General features: G+C 61.5%; 17 protein-coding genes. 7 read left to right on the top strand and 10 right to left on the bottom strand.

All coding sequences use genetic code 11. The features are described from left to right. Nucleotides 1–215: 215 nt before the first annotated feature. The 3 genes from dinF to ACJ8QI_RS17260 all read right to left on the bottom strand — a co-directional run bounded on the left by dinF (nucleotide 216) and on the right by ACJ8QI_RS17260 (nucleotide 2,734). Nucleotides 216–1,553 (bottom strand): MATE family efflux transporter DinF, encoded by a 1,338-nt coding sequence (dinF, locus tag ACJ8QI_RS17270; RefSeq protein WP_442532861.1) that lies wholly within the window; start codon nucleotides 1,551–1,553, stop codon nucleotides 216–218. A gap of 101 nt (nucleotides 1,554–1,654) precedes the next feature. After that, the gene (gene lexA / locus ACJ8QI_RS17265) at nucleotides 1,655–2,263 is read right to left on the bottom strand and encodes a transcriptional repressor LexA (protein WP_025160136.1); all 609 of its coding nucleotides are present in this window, start codon (nucleotides 2,261–2,263) and stop codon (nucleotides 1,655–1,657) included. A 102-nt stretch (nucleotides 2,264–2,365) separates the two neighbouring features. After that, nucleotides 2,366–2,734: a diacylglycerol kinase gene (locus ACJ8QI_RS17260; RefSeq protein WP_015379225.1), complete on the bottom strand. Its 369-nt coding sequence runs from the start codon at nucleotides 2,732–2,734 to the stop codon at nucleotides 2,366–2,368. A 149-nt stretch (nucleotides 2,735–2,883) separates the two neighbouring features. Between ACJ8QI_RS17260 and plsB the strand changes: the two genes are divergently transcribed. Continuing rightward, nucleotides 2,884–5,349: a glycerol-3-phosphate 1-O-acyltransferase PlsB gene (plsB, locus tag ACJ8QI_RS17255; protein ID WP_442532860.1), complete on the top strand. Its 2,466-nt coding sequence runs from the start codon at nucleotides 2,884–2,886 to the stop codon at nucleotides 5,347–5,349. A gap of 66 nt (nucleotides 5,350–5,415) precedes the next feature. Here plsB and ubiA read toward each other — a convergent pair whose 3' ends face one another. Together ubiA and ubiC are read right to left on the bottom strand one after the other, a co-directional pair. After that, nucleotides 5,416–6,288 (bottom strand): 4-hydroxybenzoate octaprenyltransferase, encoded by an 873-nt coding sequence (gene ubiA / locus ACJ8QI_RS17250; protein WP_049201503.1) that lies wholly within the window; start codon nucleotides 6,286–6,288, stop codon nucleotides 5,416–5,418. 17 nt (nucleotides 6,289–6,305) lie between these two features. Beyond that, complete coding sequence (ubiC, locus tag ACJ8QI_RS17245; protein ID WP_038874327.1) at nucleotides 6,306–6,821, bottom strand: chorismate lyase; 516 nt, start codon at nucleotides 6,819–6,821, stop codon at nucleotides 6,306–6,308. Nucleotides 6,822–7,213: 392 nt separating this feature from the next. On the opposite strand from ubiC, the gene ACJ8QI_RS17240 reads away from it, so the two are divergent. Genes ACJ8QI_RS17240 through ACJ8QI_RS17230 form a run of 3 tightly spaced genes read left to right on the top strand, consistent with a single transcriptional unit; the run spans nucleotide 7,214 to nucleotide 10,627 of the window. Then, nucleotides 7,214–8,596 carry an MFS transporter gene (locus ACJ8QI_RS17240; protein WP_187321813.1) on the top strand — a complete coding sequence of 461 codons (1,383 nt, stop codon included), beginning with the start codon at nucleotides 7,214–7,216 and terminating at the stop codon, nucleotides 8,594–8,596. 24 nt (nucleotides 8,597–8,620) lie between these two features. After that, on the top strand, nucleotides 8,621–9,622 hold the full coding sequence (locus ACJ8QI_RS17235) for a LacI family DNA-binding transcriptional regulator (RefSeq protein ID WP_110158515.1): 1,002 nt from the start codon (nucleotides 8,621–8,623) through the stop codon (nucleotides 9,620–9,622). A 21-nt stretch (nucleotides 9,623–9,643) separates the two neighbouring features. Next, complete coding sequence (locus ACJ8QI_RS17230) at nucleotides 9,644–10,627, top strand: nucleoside hydrolase (RefSeq protein WP_442532859.1); 984 nt, start codon at nucleotides 9,644–9,646, stop codon at nucleotides 10,625–10,627. A 55-nt stretch (nucleotides 10,628–10,682) separates the two neighbouring features. Here ACJ8QI_RS17230 and malM read toward each other — a convergent pair whose 3' ends face one another. The 4 genes from malM to ACJ8QI_RS17210 form a co-directional block, all read right to left on the bottom strand. Further along, nucleotides 10,683–11,588 carry a maltose operon protein MalM gene (malM, locus tag ACJ8QI_RS17225; RefSeq protein ID WP_038874335.1) on the bottom strand — a complete coding sequence of 302 codons (906 nt, stop codon included), beginning with the start codon at nucleotides 11,586–11,588 and terminating at the stop codon, nucleotides 10,683–10,685. Between the two features lie 100 nt (nucleotides 11,589–11,688). Next, nucleotides 11,689–12,981: a maltoporin gene (locus ACJ8QI_RS17220; protein WP_049288181.1), complete on the bottom strand. Its 1,293-nt coding sequence runs from the start codon at nucleotides 12,979–12,981 to the stop codon at nucleotides 11,689–11,691. A gap of 29 nt (nucleotides 12,982–13,010) precedes the next feature. Beyond that, the gene (gene malK / locus ACJ8QI_RS17215; protein WP_038874339.1) at nucleotides 13,011–14,120 is read right to left on the bottom strand and encodes a maltose/maltodextrin ABC transporter ATP-binding protein MalK; all 1,110 of its coding nucleotides are present in this window, start codon (nucleotides 14,118–14,120) and stop codon (nucleotides 13,011–13,013) included. Continuing rightward, a complete protein-coding gene (locus ACJ8QI_RS17210) occupies nucleotides 14,113–15,084 on the bottom strand; it encodes an alpha-amylase family glycosyl hydrolase (protein ID WP_060425181.1) in 972 nt (323 codons plus the stop codon). The genes malK and ACJ8QI_RS17210 overlap by 8 nt, the downstream gene beginning before the upstream one ends. 358 nt (nucleotides 15,085–15,442) lie before the next feature. On the opposite strand from ACJ8QI_RS17210, the gene malE reads away from it, so the two are divergent. The 3 genes from malE to malG all read left to right on the top strand — a co-directional run bounded on the left by malE (nucleotide 15,443) and on the right by malG (nucleotide 19,298). Beyond that, nucleotides 15,443–16,636, top strand: coding sequence for a maltose/maltodextrin ABC transporter substrate-binding protein MalE (gene malE / locus ACJ8QI_RS17205; protein ID WP_019453233.1), 1,194 nt, complete (start codon nucleotides 15,443–15,445; stop codon nucleotides 16,634–16,636). A 182-nt stretch (nucleotides 16,637–16,818) separates the two neighbouring features. Then, entirely contained in the window at nucleotides 16,819–18,396 is a 1,578-nt protein-coding gene (gene malF / locus ACJ8QI_RS17200) for a maltose ABC transporter permease MalF (RefSeq protein WP_308344833.1), read from the top strand. Between the two features lie 11 nt (nucleotides 18,397–18,407). Further along, nucleotides 18,408–19,298 (top strand): maltose ABC transporter permease MalG, encoded by an 891-nt coding sequence (gene malG / locus ACJ8QI_RS17195; protein ID WP_049273304.1) that lies wholly within the window; start codon nucleotides 18,408–18,410, stop codon nucleotides 19,296–19,298. Nucleotides 19,299–19,453: 155 nt separating this feature from the next. Here malG and psiE read toward each other — a convergent pair whose 3' ends face one another. Beyond that, entirely contained in the window at nucleotides 19,454–19,861 is a 408-nt protein-coding gene (gene psiE, locus ACJ8QI_RS17190; protein WP_004936694.1) for a phosphate-starvation-inducible protein PsiE, read from the bottom strand. Nucleotides 19,862–20,075 lie beyond the last annotated feature (214 nt).

Genomic DNA, 20,075 nt, shown 5'->3' with positions numbered 1-20,075 from the left:
GCTCCCCTTCATTCGCCAGCCACATGATTCATTCTAGTTAAAAATGGAAATAAAAAAGCCATATGACAGAATAAAAAACCATTAAAAAATTAAATAAACATAAAAAACGCCAACAAACAACGAGCTAAGCCGAGCAGAACCAGGCTGAAAACATGTAAGCAAACATGAACAAAAACATAAGACAAATTAATAATTAACCCAACAAAGCGCCCGGTTTAGCGTGCGGCAAACCAGCTGCCGCGCACCTGATGGCGGTGCCAAATCCAGCCCAGTGCCAGACCGCGCAGCGCCAGAAACACCGCCAGCGCCAGCCAGAGCCCGTGGTTGCCAAGCAGCGGCACGCTGAACAGCGCCAGACCGTATCCTGCCGCGGCCACCGCCATGCTGTTGCGCATCTCGGCACCGCGCGTGGCGCCGATAAACATGCCGTCCAGCAAATAGCACCACACCCCGACCAGCGGCAGGATGACCTGCCACGGCAAATAGTGGGCGGCCAACGCACGCAGCTCCGGTAAGGAGGTCAACGCCGCCACGATCTGCTGGCCGGTAACGGCATACGCAAAGGCGAAGGCCAACGCGACCAGCCCTGCCTGCCTGCAGGCCGCGTGCCACACCTTACGCAGTTGGCTGTCGTCACGGGCGCCGTAGGCGTGCCCCGAATGGGCCTCCACCGCATAAGCGAAGCCGTCGAGCGCATAGGCGGTAAATGTCAGCAGATTCATCAACACCGCGTTAACCGCCACCACGTCGCTGCCCAGGCGAGCGCCGAAAATGGTCAGCGATGCAAAGCACAGCTGCAGCAGCAATGAACGCAACATGATGTCGCGATTGAGTGCCAGCAGGCGACGCAGATCGCCACGCCAAGCCTGGCACAGCATCGCCAGGGTGATACCACGCAGTCGCATTACCCGCCACGCCAGCCACAGACCAAGCAAGAACGTGGCATACTCGGCGATGGCGGTTGCCGCCGCCGCCCCTCGCACGTTCCAGCCCAGGCCCATCACCAGCCAGATATCCAGCACGATGTTCAGCAGGTTGCCGACGATCAGCAGGATCACCGGCGCACGCACGTACTGCACGCCGAGCAGCCAGCCCAGCAGCACCAGGTTAGCCAGCGCCGCTGGCGCACTCAGCCAGCGGATTTCAAGAAAACGCCGCGCCTGTTCCAGCACCTCGCCATTACCACCGACGATCCGCAGCGCCAGTTCGATCAGCGGATAGCGCAGCAGGACGATCGCCGCCCCGGCCAGCAGCGCCAGCAGCAGCGGCTGCATAAAGGCGCGCGCCAGCGCCTGCGGGTTCTGTGCCCCCAGCGCCTGCGCCGCCAGGCCGGTGGTGCTCATGCGCAGGAACAACAGCAGCATGAACAGGAAGCTGGTCGCCACCGCGCCGATCGCGACGCCCCCCAGATAGATCGGGCTGTCGAGGTGGCCGATCACCGCGGTGTCCACCAGCCCGAGCAGCGGCACGGTAATATTGGAGAAAATCATCGGCATAGCCAGGTGCCACAGGGCTTTATCGGTGTCGCTGGTGAAGGCGGAAATCAAGCGCATGATGAAATGTTCCCGTAGCAGTGGCGAAGGGCAAGGTCAGAAACAAAAACGCCCCAGAACAGGGGCGATTGATACAAGGGGTGGCACTGAGGGTGCGGCGATTAAATCCAGTCGCCGTTGCGGATCACGCCGACCGCCAGCCCTTCGATCGTGAAATTCTGCTGGCGCAGATCGACCACGATCGGTTGGAATTCGTTGTTCTCCGGCAGCAACTCGACCACGTTGCCGTGTTTTTTCAGGCGTTTGACCGTCACTTCGTCTTCGATGCGCGCCACCACGACCTGGCCGTTGCGCACGTCTTGCGTTTTGTGCACCGCCAGCAGATCGCCGTCCAGAATGCCGATGTCGCGCATCGACATGCCGTTCACCCGCAGCAGGAAATCGGCGCTCGGCTTAAACAGGGAAGGATCCACCTGGTAGTGCCCTTCGATGTGCTGCTGCGCCAGCAGCGGCTCGCCGGCGGCGACGCGGCCAATCAGCGGCAGCCCTTCTTCTTCTTCCATCAGCAGGCGGATACCGCGCGAGGCACCGGAGACGATTTCGATCACGCCTTTGCGTGCCAGCGCCTTCAGGTGCTCTTCGGCGGCGTTAGGCGAACGGAACCCCAGACGCATCGCGATCTCGGCACGCGTTGGCGGCATGCCCGTTTGCGAAATATGATCGCGAATCAGATCGTAGACCTCTTGCTGTCTGGTAGTTAGTGCTTTCATTCCGCCCCCTGTTTGTTTATACAGTCTTGCTGTGAGTATATACAGGTAAGCGCGGATTGGGAACCGAAGAATAAATAAAAATCAGTCAGTAGGCGCCTTTCGTCAGCCAAAATGCTGCCACAAGACCGTGCCCCAAACGAACAGCGCCAGTACGATCGCCAGCGACACCGCCGCCGACCCCATGTCCTTGGCCCGTCCGGACAGCTCATGGTGTTCGCTGCCGATGCGATCCACCACTGCCTCGATCGCGCTGTTCAGGATCTCGACGATCATCACCAGCGCTACCGATCCGATCAATAAAATGCGCGCTATCGCACCCACATCCAGCCAGACTGCCAGTATGATAGCCAAGAGGGTGACCACCAGTTCCTGTCGGAACGCCGCCTCGTGTTGCCAGGCGGCGGAAAGCCCTTTATAGGAATAGCCGGCGGCCTTGATGATGCGGGTCAGTCCGGTTGCTTGGTTTGCCATGTTTTCGTGCCTTTCTCAGAGGTCGGTCATAATAAAAAGAGTCTAGAACAGTCCGCGCTGACGGCTCTCGGTTTTCGAACACCACAGATCTGCTACCCGGTTTCTGGTATGCTTGCGGCGCATTGCTAACAAGAGGCTTCACGTTGTTTATGTCAGGTTGGCGTAAAATTTATTATAAAATATTGAATTTACCACTTAAATTGTTGGTAAGAAGTAAGGTCATCCCTTCAGATCCGGTTACCGAGTTAGGGTTGGATCCCTCACGGCCGATTTTGTATGTTTTACCTTACAATTCCAAGGCGGATTTGCTGACGCTGCGCACCCAGTGCCTGGCGCAGGATCTGCCCGATCCGCTCAACTCGCTGGAGATCGACGGCACCGTGCTGCCGAGCTACGTGTTCATTCACGACGGCCCGCGCGTGTTCCGCTACTACACCCCGAAAGAAGAGTCGGTAAAGCTGTTCCACGACTATCTGGATCTGCACCGCAGCAACCCGGATCTCGACATTCAGATGCTGCCGGTTTCGGTGATGTTCGGCCGCTCGCCGGGCCGCGAAGGCCACGGCACGCCGCACCTGCGTCTGTTGAACGGCGTGCAGAAATTCTTCGCCGTGCTGTGGCTCGGCCGCGACAGCTTCGTGCGTTTCTCCAACACCGTTTCGCTGCGCCGCATGGCCACCGAGCACGGCACGGATAAAACCATCGCGCAGAAACTGGCGCGCGTGGCGCGCATGCACTTCTCGCGTCAGCGCCTGGCCGCGGTAGGCCCGAGCCTGCCGGCCCGCCAGGATCTGTTCAACAAGCTGTTGGCGTCCAAAGCGATCGAAAAAGCGGTCGAGGACGAGGCCCGCAGCAAGAAGATCTCGCACGAGAAAGCCCAGCAGAACGCCATCGCGCTGATGGAAGAGATCGCCGCCGATTTCTCCTACGAAACCGTGCGCCTGTCCGACCGCGTGCTGAGCTGGACCTGGAACCGGCTGTATCAGGGCATCAACGTCACCAACGCCGAGCGCGTGCGCCAGCTGGCGCAGGACGGCCACGAGATCGTCTACGTGCCCTGCCACCGCAGCCACATGGACTACCTGCTGCTGTCCTACGTGCTGTATCACCAGGGCCTGGTGCCGCCGCACATCGCCGCCGGCATCAACCTCAACTTCTGGCCGGCCGGCCCGATCTTCCGCCGCCTGGGCGCGTTCTTCATCCGCCGCACCTTCAAGGGCAACAAGCTGTACTCGACGGTGTTCCGCGAATACCTCGGCGAGCTGTTCACCCGCGGCTACTCGGTGGAATACTTCGTGGAAGGTGGCCGTTCCCGCACCGGGCGTCTGCTGGAGCCGAAGACCGGCACCCTGTCGATGACCATCCAGGCGATGCTGCGCGGCGGTACCCGTCCAATCACGCTGGTGCCGATCTACATCGGCTACGAACACGTGATGGAAGTGGGCACCTATGCCAAAGAGCTGCGCGGCGCCACCAAGGAAAAAGAGAGCCTGCTGCAGATGCTGCGCGGCCTGCGCAAGCTGCGCAATCTGGGCCAGGGTTATGTCAACTTCGGCGAACCGCTGCCGTTGACCGCTTACCTCAACCAGCACGTGCCGCAGTGGCGCGAGTCTATCGATCCGATCGAGGCTCAGCGCCCAAGCTGGCTGACGCCGACGGTCAACGATCTGGCCGGCCAGATCATGGTGCGCATCAACAACGCCGCCGCGGCCAACGCCATGAACCTGTGTTCCACCGCGCTACTGGCTTCGCGCCAGCGTTCGCTAACCCGCGAACAGCTGGTCGAACAGCTCGAGTGCTACCTGCAGCTGATGCGCAACGCGCCTTACGCACGTGACGTCACCGTGCCGACGCAAACGCCGGACGAGCTGCTGGATCACGCGCTCAACATGAACAAGTTCGAGGTGGAGAAGGACAACATCGGCGACATCATCATCCTGCCGCGCGAGCAGGCGGTGCTGATGACCTATTACCGCAACAACATCCACCACCTGCTGGTGCTGCCGTCGCTGATCGCCAGCATCGTGATGCATCATCGCCGGGTATCGCGCGCCGAGCTGCTGCGTCAAATCGGCATGATCTACCCGATGCTGAAAGCCGAGCTGTTCCTGCATAACGACAAGGAACAGCTGCCGGAGGTGCTGCAGCCGGTGATCGACGAGTTGATCCGTCAACAGCTGATCTGCGACAAAGGCGACGATCTGGTGCTGAACCCGGCGCGCATTCGCCCGCTGCAACTGCTGGCCGCCGGGGTGCGCGAAACCCTGCAACGCTACGCCATCACCATGTCGATCCTCAGCGCCAACCCGAGCATCAACCGCGGCGCGCTGGAGAAAGAGAGCCGCATCATGGCGCAGCGTCTGTCGGTGCTGCACGGCATCAACGCGCCGGAGTTCTTCGACAAGGCGGTGTTCTCCACCCTGGTGGCGACGCTGCGCGAAGAAGGCTATATCAACGATAGCGGGGATGCGATCCGCGAGCACACCCTTGAGGTGTACAACATGCTGAGCGATCTGATCACGCCGGAAATCAAGCTGACCATCGAAAGCGTCAACATGCCGGCAGAGACCAACGCCCTGCCGCAAGCCGACGCGGAAGAAGAGCAGGACGAGTGATGTCGTCCGGCACCGAAACACAAAAGGCCCCCCCTGGGGTGCCTTTTTTCTTGCTTTGCGAAACCGTTACGCCGGCAGATAGCTCAGCGCGATGCCGATAAATACCACCAAGCCGACATAGTTGTTCTGCAGGAAGGCCTTGAAGCAGGCTTCGCGCTCGCGGCCGGCGATCTGTTTTTGCTGGTGAATGAACAGCGCGCCCGCCAGCAACAGCGACCAGTAAAACGCCCCGCCGAGCTGCGCCAGATAACCGACCCACACCAGCAGCAGCAGCGTCGCGAACTGCAGCAGCCCGACGATCAGCTTGTCATAACGGCCGAACAGGATAGCGGTGGATTTGATGCCGATCTTCAAGTCATCGTCGCGATCGACCATCGCATACAGCGTGTCGTAGGCCACCGTCCAGCAGATGTTGGCCAGCAGCAGCAGCCAGCAGCTGAGCGGCAGCGATTCGCTGACCGCCGCATACCCCATCGGAATGCCCCAGCCGAACGCGGCGCCCAGCACGAACTGCGGCAGGTTGGTCACCCGCTTCATGAACGGATACACCCAGGCCAGCGCCAGCGCCGCCAGCGACAGCCAGATGGTCATCGCATTGAGCGTCAACACCAGGCAGAACGAGATCAGCACCAGCACCGCAAACAGCACCTTGGCCTCTTTCGCGCTCACCCGACCGCTCGGCATCGGCCGCCCGGCGGTGCGTTTCACGTAGCCGTCCACCGCGCGATCGGCGTAGTCATTCACCACGCAGCCGGCGGCGCGCATCAGGAACACGCCGAGCACGAACACCAGCAAAATCGACAGCGGCGGCACGCCTTTCCCGGCCAGCCACAGCGCCCACAGCGTCGGCCACAGCAGCAACAGCGTGCCGATCGGTTTATCAATGCGCATCAAATGGCTGTAAGCCCGCCATTTACTTTGAGTCACGCTTCCCTCCAAGGTCTTGCTCTCCTCTCTTATGCAGGAACCGCTGAATACAGCGGCGAAGCCGGTAAAAACAATTCGGTCAGCAACAGCGGTTTGCCCGCCAGCCGCAGCCGTGAACGGCGCGCCCACAGCGCATCCTGTCGGCCGATATGGATATAGTCGCGGGTCAGATCGCCGCTGCTGAACAGGTAGCGCCCCAGCGGCAGCGTGCCCAGATCCACCAGCGCCTGGTCGGGGCCGGTCAGCGTATTTTCCGGGATCACCGTGCGCCCCAGCAGCCAGGGCTGGTCGTCGCCCAGCAGCACCACTTCGCGCAGCCAGTAGCGCGGGCTGTCGGGCAGGTGGTTCGCCTCGTCGCCCAGCGCCTCGCGCGTGACGAAGCATTCGCGCTGCGGTTCGACGCGCACCTGGGCGCAATGGCGTTCAAATCGGCGGGTCATGGAGCCTAACTCCATCAGCCAGTCGCTGACGGCGGCGGGCGCCGGAGGATCCTGTTCGGACAACCACTCCAGCGGCGGCAGGATGGAATCCCTGATGCCAGACATTGCTTTACTCCTCGCCTGAACCGCGGCCGGTACGGCGCGCCAGACGATACAAACTGTTAACAGGCCCCCATTGTAGCGCAGAAATACGAAAGCAGCAGGCTGATTCGTGGCGAAAACGGCGGTGGCTTCCGCCGGAAAAACCGGGCTCCTGTCATCTTTTTGCCATCCGCGTTCTCTATCTTCGTTCCCCGGCACGATGACGATTCTGTGATCGCCTGCAAAGTTTCATCTTTGTCGCGTTGTTTTATCTACGCGCGTAGATACTCTGACATCGCAGCGTTGAATCGCCATGCGTCCGACATCATTTGTCGGCACACCTTTGTTGCCGGCACCAGGGAAACCATCTTTAACCGCGCCCCTCCAGGCGCAGAACAAAAGAGGATAGCACTGCCATGAGCGAAACAACGCTTGCCACTCCACAGACCGCCGACGCCGCGCTGGCGGCCGATGAACGCCTGGCAACCAAAGAGGGGCGCAGCCAATTTTGGCGCGCCACCTTCTCCTGCTGGCTCGGCACCGCCATGGAATACGTCGATTTCGCGCTGTACGGCCTGGCGGCCGGCATGGTGTTCGGCGACGTGTTCTTCCCCGAGGCCACGCCGCTGGTCGCCCTGCTGGCCAGCTTCGCCACCTACTCCGTCGGCTTCGTCGCGCGGCCGATCGGCGCGCTGGTGTTCGGTTGGATCGGCGATCGCAAAGGCCGCCGCGTGGTGCTGATCACCACCGTGGCGCTGATGGGCCTCTCCACCACGCTGATCGGCCTGATCCCGTCCTATGCGCAAATCGGCGTCTGGGCACCCACCTGCCTGGTGATCCTGCGCTTCGCGCAGGGGTTCGGCGCCGGCGCGGAGCTGTCCGGCGGCGCAGTGATGCTGGCGGAATACGCGCCGGCCAAACGGCGTGGGCTGGTGGCGTCGATCATCGCCATCGGCTCCAACAGCGGCACTCTGCTGGCGTCGCTGGTGTGGCTGCTGGTGCTGCAGCTGGACAAGGAAGACCTGATGAGCTGGGGCTGGCGCATTCCGTTCCTCGCCAGCATTCTGATCGCCGGCGTGGCGCTGTACCTGCGCCGCCACGTGCGGGAAACGCCGGTCTTCGAGCGCGAGCTGCAGCAAAACCACCAGCGCATGCTGGACGCCGCCCAGGCCGCACCGGATACGCGCAGCTACCTGCAGCGCACCAAGGCGTTCTGGGTGATGCTCGGCCTGCGCATCGGCGAAAACGGCCCTTCCTACCTGTGCCAGGGCTTTATCGTCGGCTACGTCGCCAAGGTGCTGATGGTCGATAAATCGGTGCCGGCGCTGGCGGTGCTGATCGCCTCGCTGTGCGGTTTTCTGGTGATCCCGCTGGCCGGCTGGCTGTCCGATCGCTTCGGCCGCCGCGTCACCTACCGGTGGTTCTGCCTGCTGCTGGTGCTGTACGCCTTCCCGGCGTTCTGGCTGCTCGACAGCCGTGAACCGGCGATCGTCATCTCGGTGATCGTGGTCGGCATGTGCATCGCGTCGCTGGGGATCTTCGGCGTGCAAGCGGCCTATGGCGTCGAACTGTTCGGCGTGAAGAACCGCTACTCCAAAATGGCGTTCGCCAAGGAGCTCGGTTCCATCCTCTCCGGCGGTACTGCGCCGCTGATCGCCACCGCGCTGCTGTCCGGTTTCGGTCACTGGTGGCCTGTCGCCGCCTATTTTGTTGTAATGGCGGGCATCGGCTTAATCACCACCTTCTTTGCTCCCGAAACCCGCGGCCGCGATCTCAACCTGCCGCAGGATGCCGCGTAGCGAGAAGGCGAACAGGACCTCAATGTGGATAATCACTCCGCGCGACGCGTTACCCGCGCCGACGTGGCTCGCGTAGCGGGCACCTCCGTCGCCGTAGTCAGCTATGTGATCAACAACGGCCCGCGCCCGGTGGCGGAAGCCACCCGGCTGCGCGTGCTGGCGGCAATCGAGCAGACCGGCTACCGGCCGAACGACATCGCGCGGGCGCTGGCCTCCGGCAGCACGCAAACCTACGGGCTGGTGGTGCCGGATATTTCCAACCCGTTCTTCGCCACCCTGGCGCGAGCGCTGCAGCAAGAGGCCTTCAGCCGCGGCCGCGTGTTGCTGCTGGGCGACGCCGGCGACGACCGGCAGCGCGAGTATGAGCTGATCAACAACCTGCTGCGCCGCCAGGTCGACGGCCTGCTGTATACCAGCGTCGATCGCCATCCGTGGTTCGATCTAATCCGCGCCTCCGGCACGCCCTGCGTAATGATAGACACCATCGACAGCCAAGCCGGCGTCTGCGCCATTCGCGTCGACGAGCGCGACGCCGCCTGCCAGGCAACCCGCCATCTGCTGCAACACGGCTACCGCGATATCGGCATTTTTATCGGCCCGCTGACCATGCTCAACGCACAGGATCGCTTGAACGGCTGGCGCGATGCGCTGCTGGAGGCGGGTATCGCGCCGCGCGACGAGTGGATTTTCGAAGTGCCCTACACCCGCCAGGGCGGTTACCAAGCCACCCAGCGTCTGGTGCAAGGCCCGCGCCCGCACGCCGTTTTCACCTCTAACGAGCAGCAGGCGCTCGGCTGCCTGTCGGCGTTGGCGGAGCATGGGTTACGCGCGCCGGACGATCTGGCGCTGATCTGTTTTAACGGCACGCAGCAATCCGAATTCAGCGTGCCGCCGCTCAGCGCGGTCGAGCAGCCGATCGACGCCATGGCCAAGCGGGCCATCGCCATGCTGGCCGCCGGTGCCGCGCCCGCCGAGCTGCATGAATTCGCTTTTCAACTGCGCATCCGCCGCTCCTGCGGCTGTTAGCGGTTTTTCAGGACACCTTATATGCGTTTAATTATTGATTGCGATCCCGGCAACGGCGTTCCCGGCGCCAACGTCGACGACGGCCTGGCGCTGGCCCTGGCGCTGGCGGCCAAACCGCAGCTGCAACTGGAGCTGATCAGCATCGTGGCCGGCAACACCCCGCGAGAAGTGGGCTTCGCCGTCGCCACCGATCTGCTGGCGCAGAGCGGCTATCAGGTGCCGGTCGCCCTTGGCGCGGCGCGCGCCCTGAGCGAGCCGCCGGAGCCGTGGCGCGCACATCTGGACCGCCCGATCGCCGATCCGAAGCTGGCGGCGCTGTGGCGTGACCTGCCCGCGCCCTCGCTAGCCAACGCGCCCGCACCGGACGCCGCCATCGCCATCGGCGAGCTGATCTGCCGGCATCCCGGCGAGATCACGCTGGCGGCGATCGGCCCGCTGACCAACGTTGCGCACGCCATGCAGCTTTACCCGCAGATGGCGCAGGCGGTGAAAGAGATTGTGATCATGGGGGGCGTATTCAACGTCGACGGGTACATCAAGGACACCAATTTCGGTTTGGATCCGGAAGCGGCGCAGCTGGTGTTGAACAGCGGCGCCACCATCACGCTGGCGCCGCTGGATGTCACCACTCAGACCATGCTGACCCAGGCGGATCTGGCCGCGTTGACCCAGCCGGATACCCCGCTATGCCGCTATTTACGCGCCACCACGCGGCCGTGGATCGACTATTCGCGCCATACGCGGCACCTGCCGGGCTGCTGGATCCATGATGCGTTAGTGATCGCCTGGCTGCTGGCGCCGCAGCTGGTCACCACCGAGATGTTCCATGTGGATGTGGCGCTGGAAGGGGCGTTGACGCGCGGCAGCTCACGCCGCTGGCGGCCGGACAGTCTGCGCCTGACGGTCGGCATGCCGCCGCCGCAGGGCAAGCCGGTGCGTGTCATGCAGCAGGTATACAACGCCCGTCTGTTGGCGTTGATCGGCGCAACGCTGGCCCGCGGATGAAAAAAGGTGCGCCAAAGCGCACCAATCATCGAGCCAGCATCGGCAGCGCCGGGTGTTACCCCTTGCCTTTAACGCTGCTGATAAACGTTTTACGCGCGGTGGTCGAGCCCAGTTTCTCGGCCTCATTCATCAGTTTCAGCGCCTTGTCGATATCGCCCGCCTTCACCGCCTGTTTGATGCCGTTATTGAAGTAGCTTTCGGTATCGTTGAGCATCGGCTCCGCCGGTTTCTCCGGCGCCGGTGCCGGTGCCGCCACGGCGGCAGGGGCGGTCGAGCCCACCACCACCGGCGCCACGGTCGGCGCAGGCTGCAGCATGCCGATCATCACGTTGCCGGTGCCCTGTTCAGCGGTGACCTTAAGCTTCAGCGTGCCGGTCGTCGCGTGGCCGGCGATCGGATCCGGGATATCCGGTACCGCGTTGCCCACGCCCTGCGCATAGGCCTTGGCCGGGTTGGTCAACTGAGTGGTTTTCGCCAAGTCCTGGCGGGTGGTGTACACCAGCAGGTAAATCTGTTTTTGGCCGAGCGCCGGCGTCAGTTTCAGCGTGCCTTCGAGGCGATCGGAGGACATAGCCCCCGGCGGCTGATACGGGAAGTAGCTGCTCGGGTAATACGCCGCCGGGCGCAGATGCTCGTCCAGCACCAGCACGCTCGGCGCATAAAGCGAATTGTTTTTGGCAAGGCTGCTCAGCGTCACTTCCAGCGAACCGCGATCGGCCGGCAGCGTATAGGCAGCGATCGCCCCCTGAATCTCGCCCTGATTGAGCTGCGGGCTGACGGCGTCGAGCTTCACCTCTTGCGACACCGGCGGCTGCAGCGGCTGCCACGGCAGGCTTTGCAGCGTGGCGGCGCTGATGGCCGGCGCGACGGAAACGTTGGCCGGCGTCTCGGCGTTGGCCGCCAAAGGCGCGCCGACGGTCAGCGCCAGCGACAGGCAGAGTGACAGCAGATTCTTTTTCATCGTTATATCCTCTTTCAGCGCCGCGGCGGATCAGGCAAGAGATCCGGCCGCGGCGAATGCGGTTGGGGGAGAGCCGCTGGCCCTCCCCGCCCTGTCGTCGTTACCACCAAATTTCCATCTGGGCGCCGAAGGTGACTTCGTCATCCTTGCCGCGGCTGAAGGTATGCATGCTGGTGTCGTTGTAAGCGGTGCCGGCGTTATACCCGGTGTCGTCACCGGTGGCGTAGCCCCACTTCTCATCCCACTTGGCGTAGGTGGCGAACAGACGGATGGCCGGGCGCGACCAGATGCTGTTGCCGGCCTGCCATTGCTGCGCCAGGGTCACTTTATACTGGCCGTTGCGATCGCCGGTGCGCTGGGATTTGACGTTGTCGTAGCCCGCTTCCAGCAGGGTGCTCATGATCGGCGTCCATTTGTACATCGGGCGCACGCCCACGGTGTACCAGGTGGTGCCGTTGTTGTTGTCGCGGTCGATGTCCTGGAACATGGCGACGTACATCAACGCCCATTGATCGTTGAAGTCGATGGCGCCGTGATCCAGCACGCGGATCATCTTGCCGTTGTTATCGATGGTGGCGCCTTCGTTGCGGCCGTTGTTCTGCGAGGTCATCGAGTCGGTGGCGTACTGCACCACAAACTTGTTGTAACCGTTCAGGATGCTTTGGGTGTGTTCCGCGGTGAACATCCAGCCGTCTTTGCTGGCGCCGTCGGCCAGGTGGTAGTGGTCCTGCGCATTGGCGCGACCGTAGTCCACGCCCAGCTCCAGGGTGCCGCCCGGGTTCAGCTCCAGGCCGGCCAAGCGCACGTCGAAGGTGTCGTTGACGGTCGGACGCTGTTTCCATTCGTTATCCAGGTAGCCGTAAGAGCCGCCGGACTCCGAGTTGCGGGTCACGGCAGCGGAAAGCTTGCCGAAGCCCAGATCGATGTTTTCCAGACCGGCGCCCGGGCCGGAGATATCCCAGTAGTAGAAGTCGATCATGTGAACATCATGACGCTGATAGAAGCGCTTACCGGCCCACAGCGTGGAGCCCGGCAGCCAGTCGATCAGGTTTTTACCCTGCACATTGACTTCGCGGAAGCCCGGGGTCACGTCTTCCCAATCGGAACGTTGCGAGACCGAATAGGCCAGGTTGGTGTCGAAGTAGAAGCTCTTGTCGCCTTCTTTCCACACTTCCTGCCCCAGTTTCAGCTCGGCGTAGGTTTCGCATTCGTTGCCGAGACGGTATTTGCTCGCGGCGCCGGTGGCCTTGAAACACTGTTGCTCACCGCCGCTGCCGGTCCAGCCGATGCCGGAACGGGCGTAACCGTGGAAATCCACGGCCAGCGCCTGGGTAGAGAGAACACCGGCGGCGACAGCCAGTGCCAGAGGAAGTTTGCGCAGAGTAGTCATCATTATTCTCCTGTTATACCGACTTTGGTGCTTTAAACGCCCGGCTCCTGGTGCAGCCGTTTACATGCCGTACCGTCTTCACGGAACAGGTGGCAGCGGTGAGGCGGCAGGCCGATGGCGAATGTGGCACCTTCTTCTACCAGCACCACGTCATTCTGGCGGTACACCAGGTTTTGACGGATAGCCGGGATTTGGATGTGGATTTGCGTCTCGTTGCCGAGTTGCTCCACCACCTGTACGTCGCCGGTAAGCCGCACTTCAGAGGCTTCGCCGGGCAGCAGATGTTCAGGGCGAATGCCCAGTGACAGGTTGGCGCCGGGCTGAACGCCCGCGCCTTCCACCGGCAGCCAGACCAGCTGGCGGTTGGGCAGTTCGACCTGCACCTGTTGCGGCTGCGCCGCGGTCACCTTGACCGGCAGGAAGTTCATCTTCGGCGAGCCGATAAACCCGGCGACGAAGCGGTTGGCCGGGTAGTGGTACAGTTCCAGTGGCTTGCCGACCTGGGCCACGCGACCGGCGTCGAGCACCACGATCTTGTCGGCCAGCGTCATCGCTTCGACCTGATCGTGGGTGACGTAAATCATGGTGCGCTGCAGGCGCTTGTGCAGACGGGAGATCTCGATGCGCATCTGCACCCGCAGCGCGGCGTCGAGGTTGGACAGCGGTTCGTCGAGCAGGAACACGTCCGGCTCAGCCACCAGCGTGCGGCCGATCGCCACGCGCTGACGCTGCCCGCCGGACAGCGCCTTCGGCCGCCGATCGAGCAGGTGTGCCAGCTGCAGCACCTCGGAAACCTGGTTCACCCGTTGATTGATTTCCGCTTTCCTGGCGCCGGCCAGCTTCAGGCCGAACGACATGTTGTCCGCCACCGACAGGTGTGGATACAGCGCATAGGATTGGAACACCATGCCGATGCCGCGCTCGGAAGGCGGCACCTCATTCATACGTTTCTCGCCGATCAGCAGCTCGCCGGAGGTGATGTCCTCCAGCCCGGCGATCATGCGCAGCAGCGTCGATTTACCGCAGCCCGACGGCCCGACAAACACCACAAACTCGCCGTCTTCGATGGTCAGATTGACGTCTTTGGAAATCACGGCCTCACCGAAGGCCTTATAAACGCTGCGCAGTGTGACGCTAGCCATGCGTTACTCCCCTGCTTTCGCAGTTAACATGTCGTGTGAAAATGGCGGAGGCAAAGCCCGCCAAAACCCATTGATGACCCTCTTGCTGCGCGCCGTGCTGCCATGCCAACGGCAAGGTCGCCTCAGACGGCGCGGCCGCCTGAGTATAAGGCTGCAGGTTTATCAGCGCTTCAAGGCATTGATCCTGATGGGTAATAAGTAAGCGCACCACGCCGTCTCGCTGGCTGACCGCGCTCAGCTCGCCGCGCTGGATGAGCGGCGAACGGCGCAGGGCCAACAGCGCCTGGCAGTAACGTAAGGTGGAGTGGCTGTCGTGCTGTTGGCGGCTGATGGCCAACGCGCGGTGTTCGATCGCCACCTGCTGATACCAGCTGATTTCGCCGGCGGTGACCTGTTCGGGGGCCTCATGCCACGGCATCGGCGTTTGCGCGCCGCGCGGATCCTGCAGGCCGGCGGCGTGCGGCAGCCCCAGCTCTTCACCCTGATACAGGCAGATCGGCGCCGGCAACATCGCCAGCAGCGTCAGAAAGGCGGCGGCGGAGCGCAAATCGCCCTGCCCCCAGCGGCTGACCACTCGGGGCTGATCCGCGTCGCCGGTGCTCCACAGGCTGTCCGCCAACGAGGCTCGGCGGGCATGCAGCACCGCCACCAGCTTCTCCGCGCTGAACGGCATCACGTCCAGCGCCAATGCGCCGTGGGCGAACCGCTGCGGCGCGGCCGCATTGCGAACGCGGTTGGCTTCATCGGCGTACCACAGCGTCAGCCCTTCGCCCGTCACCGTCGCCTCGGTCTCCGGCGCCAGCGTCTGCGGCAGCAACAGGCCGTCGATCGACAGCGCTTTCAGGTACGGCAGCGCCGCCAGCATGCCGTGCGCGTCGCCCACGCCGTCCCCGTTTCCGTCACGGAAACTGGCCGGATGGATCCGGTACAGGGTGGGCTGGGTGGCGATAGGCATTGACGACATAAATCCGGTATCCCTGCTGCGCGTGGCGTTGAAAATCAATGGGCCGATAGTGCGGGAGTCGCCGGAAAGGGTAATCATCCGTAACAGGATTTTTCATGGGGGAGGAGACGGGAGGATGAGAGAACGACCACAGCGATGAGAAGTTCCGCGCTTAAGGCAAATCTGTGATCCGGCTGGCAAAAATCGCCCCCCTATTTTGTGCCTGACGCCACAGAATAGAGCGCAACGTTAACTGGATCACACTCCTCATCACAGGGGCGTAGAGGGGGGGAGGATGAGAATATGTCGCGTTGTGACCCACTATTACCGCGAAACGTCTCTCCTTGATTTATGTGCCCACAAAAAGAAGGACTGGATTATGACTCGCAGCATTACCCTCGCCCGCACGCTGGCGCTCTCGGCACTGGCCACCCTGGTGCTCTCTTCTTCCGCCTTCGCCAAGATCGAGGAAGGCAAACTGGTCATCTGGATCAACGGCGACAAGGGCTATAACGGCCTGGCCGAAGTCGGCAAGAAATTCGAAAAAGACACCGGCATCAAGGTCACCGTCGAGCACCCGGACAAGCTGGAAGAAAAATACCCGCAGGTGGCCGCCACCGGCGACGGCCCGGACATCATCTTCTGGGCCCACGACCGCTTCGGCGGCTATGCGCAGTCCGGCCTGCTGGCCGAAATCCACCCGTCCAAAGCCTTCCAGGACAAGCTGTTCCCGTTCACCTGGGACGCGGTGCGCTATGACGGCAAGCTGATCGGCTACCCGATCGCCGTCGAAGCGCTGTCGCTGATTTACAACAAAGACCTGGTCAAACAGCCGCCGAAGACCTGGGAAGAGATCCCGGCGCTGGACAAGCAGCTGCGCGCCAGCGGCAAAAGCGCCATCATGTGGAACCTGCAGGAGCCCTACTTCACCTGGCCTATCATCGCCGCCGACGGCGGTTATGCCTTCAAGTATGAAAACGGCAAATACAACATCAAGGATGTCGGCGTCGCCAATGCCGGTTCGCAGGCCGGTCTGCAGTTCATCGTCGATCTGGTGAAAAACAAACACATCAACGCCGATACCGATTACTCGATCGCCGAAGCCGCGTTCAACAAAGGCCAGACCGCGATGACCATCAACGGGCCGTGGGCCTGGAACAACATCGAGCAGAGCAAAATCAACTACGGCGTGACGCTGCTGCCCACCTTCAAAGGCAAACCGTCCAAGCCGTTCGTCGGCGTGCTGACCGCCGGCATCAACGCCGCCAGCCCGAATAAAGAGCTGGCGACCGAGTTCCTCGAGAACTACCTGCTGACCAACGAAGGGCTGGCGGACGTCAACAAAGACAAGCCGCTGGGCGCGGTGGCGCTGAAGTCCTATCAGGAAGCGCTGGCCAAAGATCCGAAGATCGCCGCCACCATGCAGAACTCGCAAAACGGGGAAATCATGCCAAACATCCCGCAGATGAGCGCCTTCTGGTACGCCGAACGCAGCGCGGTGATCAACGCCGTCAGCGGCCGTCAGACGGTGAAAGCCGCGCTGGACGACGTGCAAACCCGTATCACCAAGTAACGACGTCGTGCGGGATTAACATCCCCGAAATAATTGGAGTTACACCGCGACGGCAAGTACGCACATCCCCGGGAGCATAGATAACTATGTGACCGGGGTGAGCGGACGCAGCCAACAAAGGTGTAGCTTCAAGTATGAAGGGGACAAGTGCCCCGCCGTTGCTTCACAGAAAGGAACGCCCTATGCAATTCGCTCACGCCGGGACGCCTGCGCGTAAAAAATCGAAGTGGTGGCAAAGCGACGCGCTGAAATGGCTGGTGGTCGGCCTGTTCAGCCTGGTGACCTGCTACCTGATTGTGTTGATGTATGCACAGGGTGAATACCTGTTCGCCATCCTGACGCTGATCCTGGTCAGCGCCGGGCTTTACGTCTTCGCCAACCGCCGCGCCTATGCCTGGCGCTATGTGTATCCCGGCGTCGCCGGCATGGGGCTGTTCGTCCTGTTCCCGCTGATCTGCACCATCGCCATCGCCTTTACCAACTACAGCAGCACCAACCAGCTGACTTTTGAACGCGCGCAATCGGTGCTGATGCAGCGCCAATTCCAGAGCGGCAACACCTTTACCTTCGGCCTCTACCCGGCGGAAAACCAGCAGTGGCGCCTGCAGCTGACGCCACCGGACAGCGAACAGCCGCTGATTTCCGAACCTTTCCGCCTCGACGCCGCCGCGCCGCAAACCCTGAAGCTGACGGCGCAGAGCGCCGCGCCGCAGGGCGAACGCGCCACGCTGCGGGCGATCACCCAGAACCGGCAAGCGCTGAGCCAGCTGGTGGCGCAGCTGCCCGACGGCGGGGAATTGCGCATGAGCTCCCTGCGCCAGTTCTCCGGCACCCGCCCGCTGTATGCGCTGGACAAAGACGGCAGCACGCTGACCAATAACCAGACTCAGGTGCGCTACCGGCCGAACGGCGACACCGGCTTCTATCAGGCGATCAACGCCGACGGCGGCTGGGCGCAGGAAACACTGAGCCCAGGCTATACCGTCACCACCGGCTGGAAAAACTTCCTGCGGGTGCTGCAGGACGAGGGCATCAAGAAACCGTTCGTGTCGATCTTCATCTGGACCATCGTGTTCTCGGTGATGACGGTGATCCTCACCGTGGCGGTCGGCATGGTGTTGGCCTGCGTGGTGCAGTGGGAGGCGCTGAAAGGCAAGGCGATCTACCGCGTGCTGCTGATCCTGCCCTATGCGGTGCCGTCATTCATCTCGATCCTGATCTTCAAAGGTTTGTTCAACCAGAGCTTCGGCGAGATCAACATGATGCTCAGCCATCTGTTCGGCATCAAACCGGCCTGGTTCAGCGATCCGCTCACCGCCAAGAGCATGATCCTGATCGTCAACACCTGGCTCGGCTACCCGTACATGATGATCCTGTGCATGGGGCTGCTGAAGGCCATCCCGGACGATTTGTACGAGGCCTCGGCGATGGACGGCGCCAACCCGTGGCAAAACTTCTTCCGCATCACCTTACCGCTGCTGATCAAGCCGCTGACGCCGCTGATGATCGCCAGCTTCGCCTTCAACTTTAACAACTTCGTGCTGATCCAGCTGCTGACCAACGGCGGCCCGGACATGATCGGCACCACCACGCCGGCCGGCTATACCGATCTGCTGGTCAGCTACACCTACCGCATCGCCTTCGAAGGCGGCGGCGGGCAAGACTTCGGGCTGGCGGCCGCCATCGCCACGCTGATCTTCCTGTTGGTGGGCGCGCTGGCGATCCTGAATTTGAAAGCCAGCAAGATGAACTTCGATTAGGGAGAATAACGATGGCCATGGTTCAACCCAAGTCCCAGCGCCTGCGCCTGTGGATCACCCATATTTTGATGCTGTGCTTTATCGCCCTGATCATGTTCCCGCTGCTGATGGTGATCGCCATCTCGCTGCGCTCCGGCAACTTCGCCACCGGCAGCCTGATACCGGAAACCCTCTCCTGGGATCACTGGCGGCTGGCGCTCGGCTTCAGCGTCACCCACGCCGACGGCAGCGTGACGCCGCCGCCGTTCCCGGTGCTGCTGTGGCTGTGGAACTCCATCAAGATAGCGGCGATCACCGCCATCGGCATCGTGACGCTATCCACCACCTGCGCCTACGCCTTCGCCCGCATGCGTTTTCGCGGCAAGAGCACGCTGCTGAAAAGTATGCTGATCTTCCAGATGTTCCCGGCGGTGCTGTCGCTGGTGGCGCTGTACGCGCTGTTCGATCGCCTGGGCCAGTACATTCCGTTTATCGGCCTGAACACCCACGGCGGCGTGATCTTCGCCTACATGGGCGGCATCGCGCTGCACGTCTGGACCATCAAGGGCTATTTCGAAACCATCGACAACTCGCTGGAAGAGGCGGCGGCGCTGGACGGCGCCACGCCGTGGCAGGCCTTCCGTCTGGTGCTGCTGCCGCTGTCGGTGCCGATTCTGGCGGTGGTGTTCATTCTGTCGTTTATCGCCGCCATCACCGAAGTGCCGGTAGCGTCGCTGCTGCTGCGCGATGTGAACAGCTACACGCTGGCGGTGGGGATGCAGCAATATCTCAACCCGCAGAACTACCTGTGGGGCGACTTCGCCGCCGCCGCGGTGCTGTCGGCGATACCGATTACCGCCGTGTTCCTGCTGGCGCAGCGCTGGTTGGTGGGCGGCCTGACGGCCGGCGGCGTGAAGGGGTAATTTGTGCCACTGCAGTGCGTTTGATGTCTTTCCTTATCTTTTACCCTATGGATTTCAAGTTACAGCGAGTGCAGTCAACAACGCTGTAGCTTGAAAGACGACGGGTAATGATATCCTGTGTCTTTGGCGGCCATTGGCCGCCATTTTTATCTCCGCTATTCCCGTTTCAGCCGATCGGTGTTGGCCAGATAGAGCGTCACCACCAGCACCAATATCGCCGCGGCGTAGATCAGAGTATCGATGGGATTCTTGTGGTCCACGATAATCAAACGAATAATCGCGGTAATGCCGATATAAATAAAATAGCGCAGCGGGAAATGATAACCCGACTCAAAATACTTGACGATCAAGGCGATAAATTCAAAGTACAAGAAATAAATCACGATGCCTTCAATCAACAGGTATGAAGAAGACTCTTCGTTGTTGATAAATAACACCTTCGCCAAGTGGAGGGTCTCCTTGACCAGAAACACCACCAGAATTGCCGCCAGCAGCAGCAAACCTACGTTCAGTACCCGCTGCAGCCCTTTCGCTATCATGATCGAACGCGACGTTTTTGCCATAAAACCTCTCTCTGAATACCGCTAATATGATTCAACCGTGCCAATATAGGCATTGTCTTAAAAATTATGCCCCGCGCGAAAGCACTTTAAACCCCATTTAATTCATAAAGTTATAATAAGATGTTTCTGGCTTATAGATTTGTAGCAAATCGAAATGTCAACTATCATGGGTCACAGAGATCTTTACATAAAACCAATAACCTCGAATTAACAA

Source organism: Serratia sp. CY84636 (genome assembly GCF_052166245.1).
Classification (GTDB): domain Bacteria; phylum Pseudomonadota; class Gammaproteobacteria; order Enterobacterales; family Enterobacteriaceae; genus Serratia; species Serratia nevei.
This window is presented reverse-complemented; position numbering and strand designations above follow the sequence as displayed.

What these genes read in the sequence shown, in the direction of transcription:
- ubiC (WP_038874327.1), bottom strand. Translation starts at nt 6,821, where the DNA reads ATGTCTGGCATCAGGGATTCCATCCTGCCGCCGCTGGAGTGGTTGTCC.
- ACJ8QI_RS17210 (WP_060425181.1), bottom strand. Translation starts at nt 15,084, where the DNA reads ATGTCGTCAATGCCTATCGCCACCCAGCCCACCCTGTACCGGATCCAT.
- malF (WP_308344833.1), top strand. Translation starts at nt 16,819, where the DNA reads ATGCAATTCGCTCACGCCGGGACGCCTGCGCGTAAAAAATCGAAGTGG.
- psiE (WP_004936694.1), bottom strand. Translation starts at nt 19,861, where the DNA reads ATGGCAAAAACGTCGCGTTCGATCATGATAGCGAAAGGGCTGCAGCGG.
- ACJ8QI_RS17240 (WP_187321813.1), top strand. Translation starts at nt 7,214, where the DNA reads ATGAGCGAAACAACGCTTGCCACTCCACAGACCGCCGACGCCGCGCTG.
- ACJ8QI_RS17230 (WP_442532859.1), top strand. Translation starts at nt 9,644, where the DNA reads ATGCGTTTAATTATTGATTGCGATCCCGGCAACGGCGTTCCCGGCGCC.
- dinF (WP_442532861.1), bottom strand. Translation starts at nt 1,553, where the DNA reads ATGCGCTTGATTTCCGCCTTCACCAGCGACACCGATAAAGCCCTGTGG.
- plsB (WP_442532860.1), top strand. Translation starts at nt 2,884, where the DNA reads ATGTCAGGTTGGCGTAAAATTTATTATAAAATATTGAATTTACCACTT.
- malK (WP_038874339.1), bottom strand. Translation starts at nt 14,120, where the DNA reads ATGGCTAGCGTCACACTGCGCAGCGTTTATAAGGCCTTCGGTGAGGCC.
- ACJ8QI_RS17260 (WP_015379225.1), bottom strand. Translation starts at nt 2,734, where the DNA reads ATGGCAAACCAAGCAACCGGACTGACCCGCATCATCAAGGCCGCCGGC.
- malG (WP_049273304.1), top strand. Translation starts at nt 18,408, where the DNA reads ATGGCCATGGTTCAACCCAAGTCCCAGCGCCTGCGCCTGTGGATCACC.
- malE (WP_019453233.1), top strand. Translation starts at nt 15,443, where the DNA reads ATGACTCGCAGCATTACCCTCGCCCGCACGCTGGCGCTCTCGGCACTG.
- malM (WP_038874335.1), bottom strand. Translation starts at nt 11,588, where the DNA reads ATGAAAAAGAATCTGCTGTCACTCTGCCTGTCGCTGGCGCTGACCGTC.
- ACJ8QI_RS17220 (WP_049288181.1), bottom strand. Translation starts at nt 12,981, where the DNA reads ATGATGACTACTCTGCGCAAACTTCCTCTGGCACTGGCTGTCGCCGCC.
- lexA (WP_025160136.1), bottom strand. Translation starts at nt 2,263, where the DNA reads ATGAAAGCACTAACTACCAGACAGCAAGAGGTCTACGATCTGATTCGC.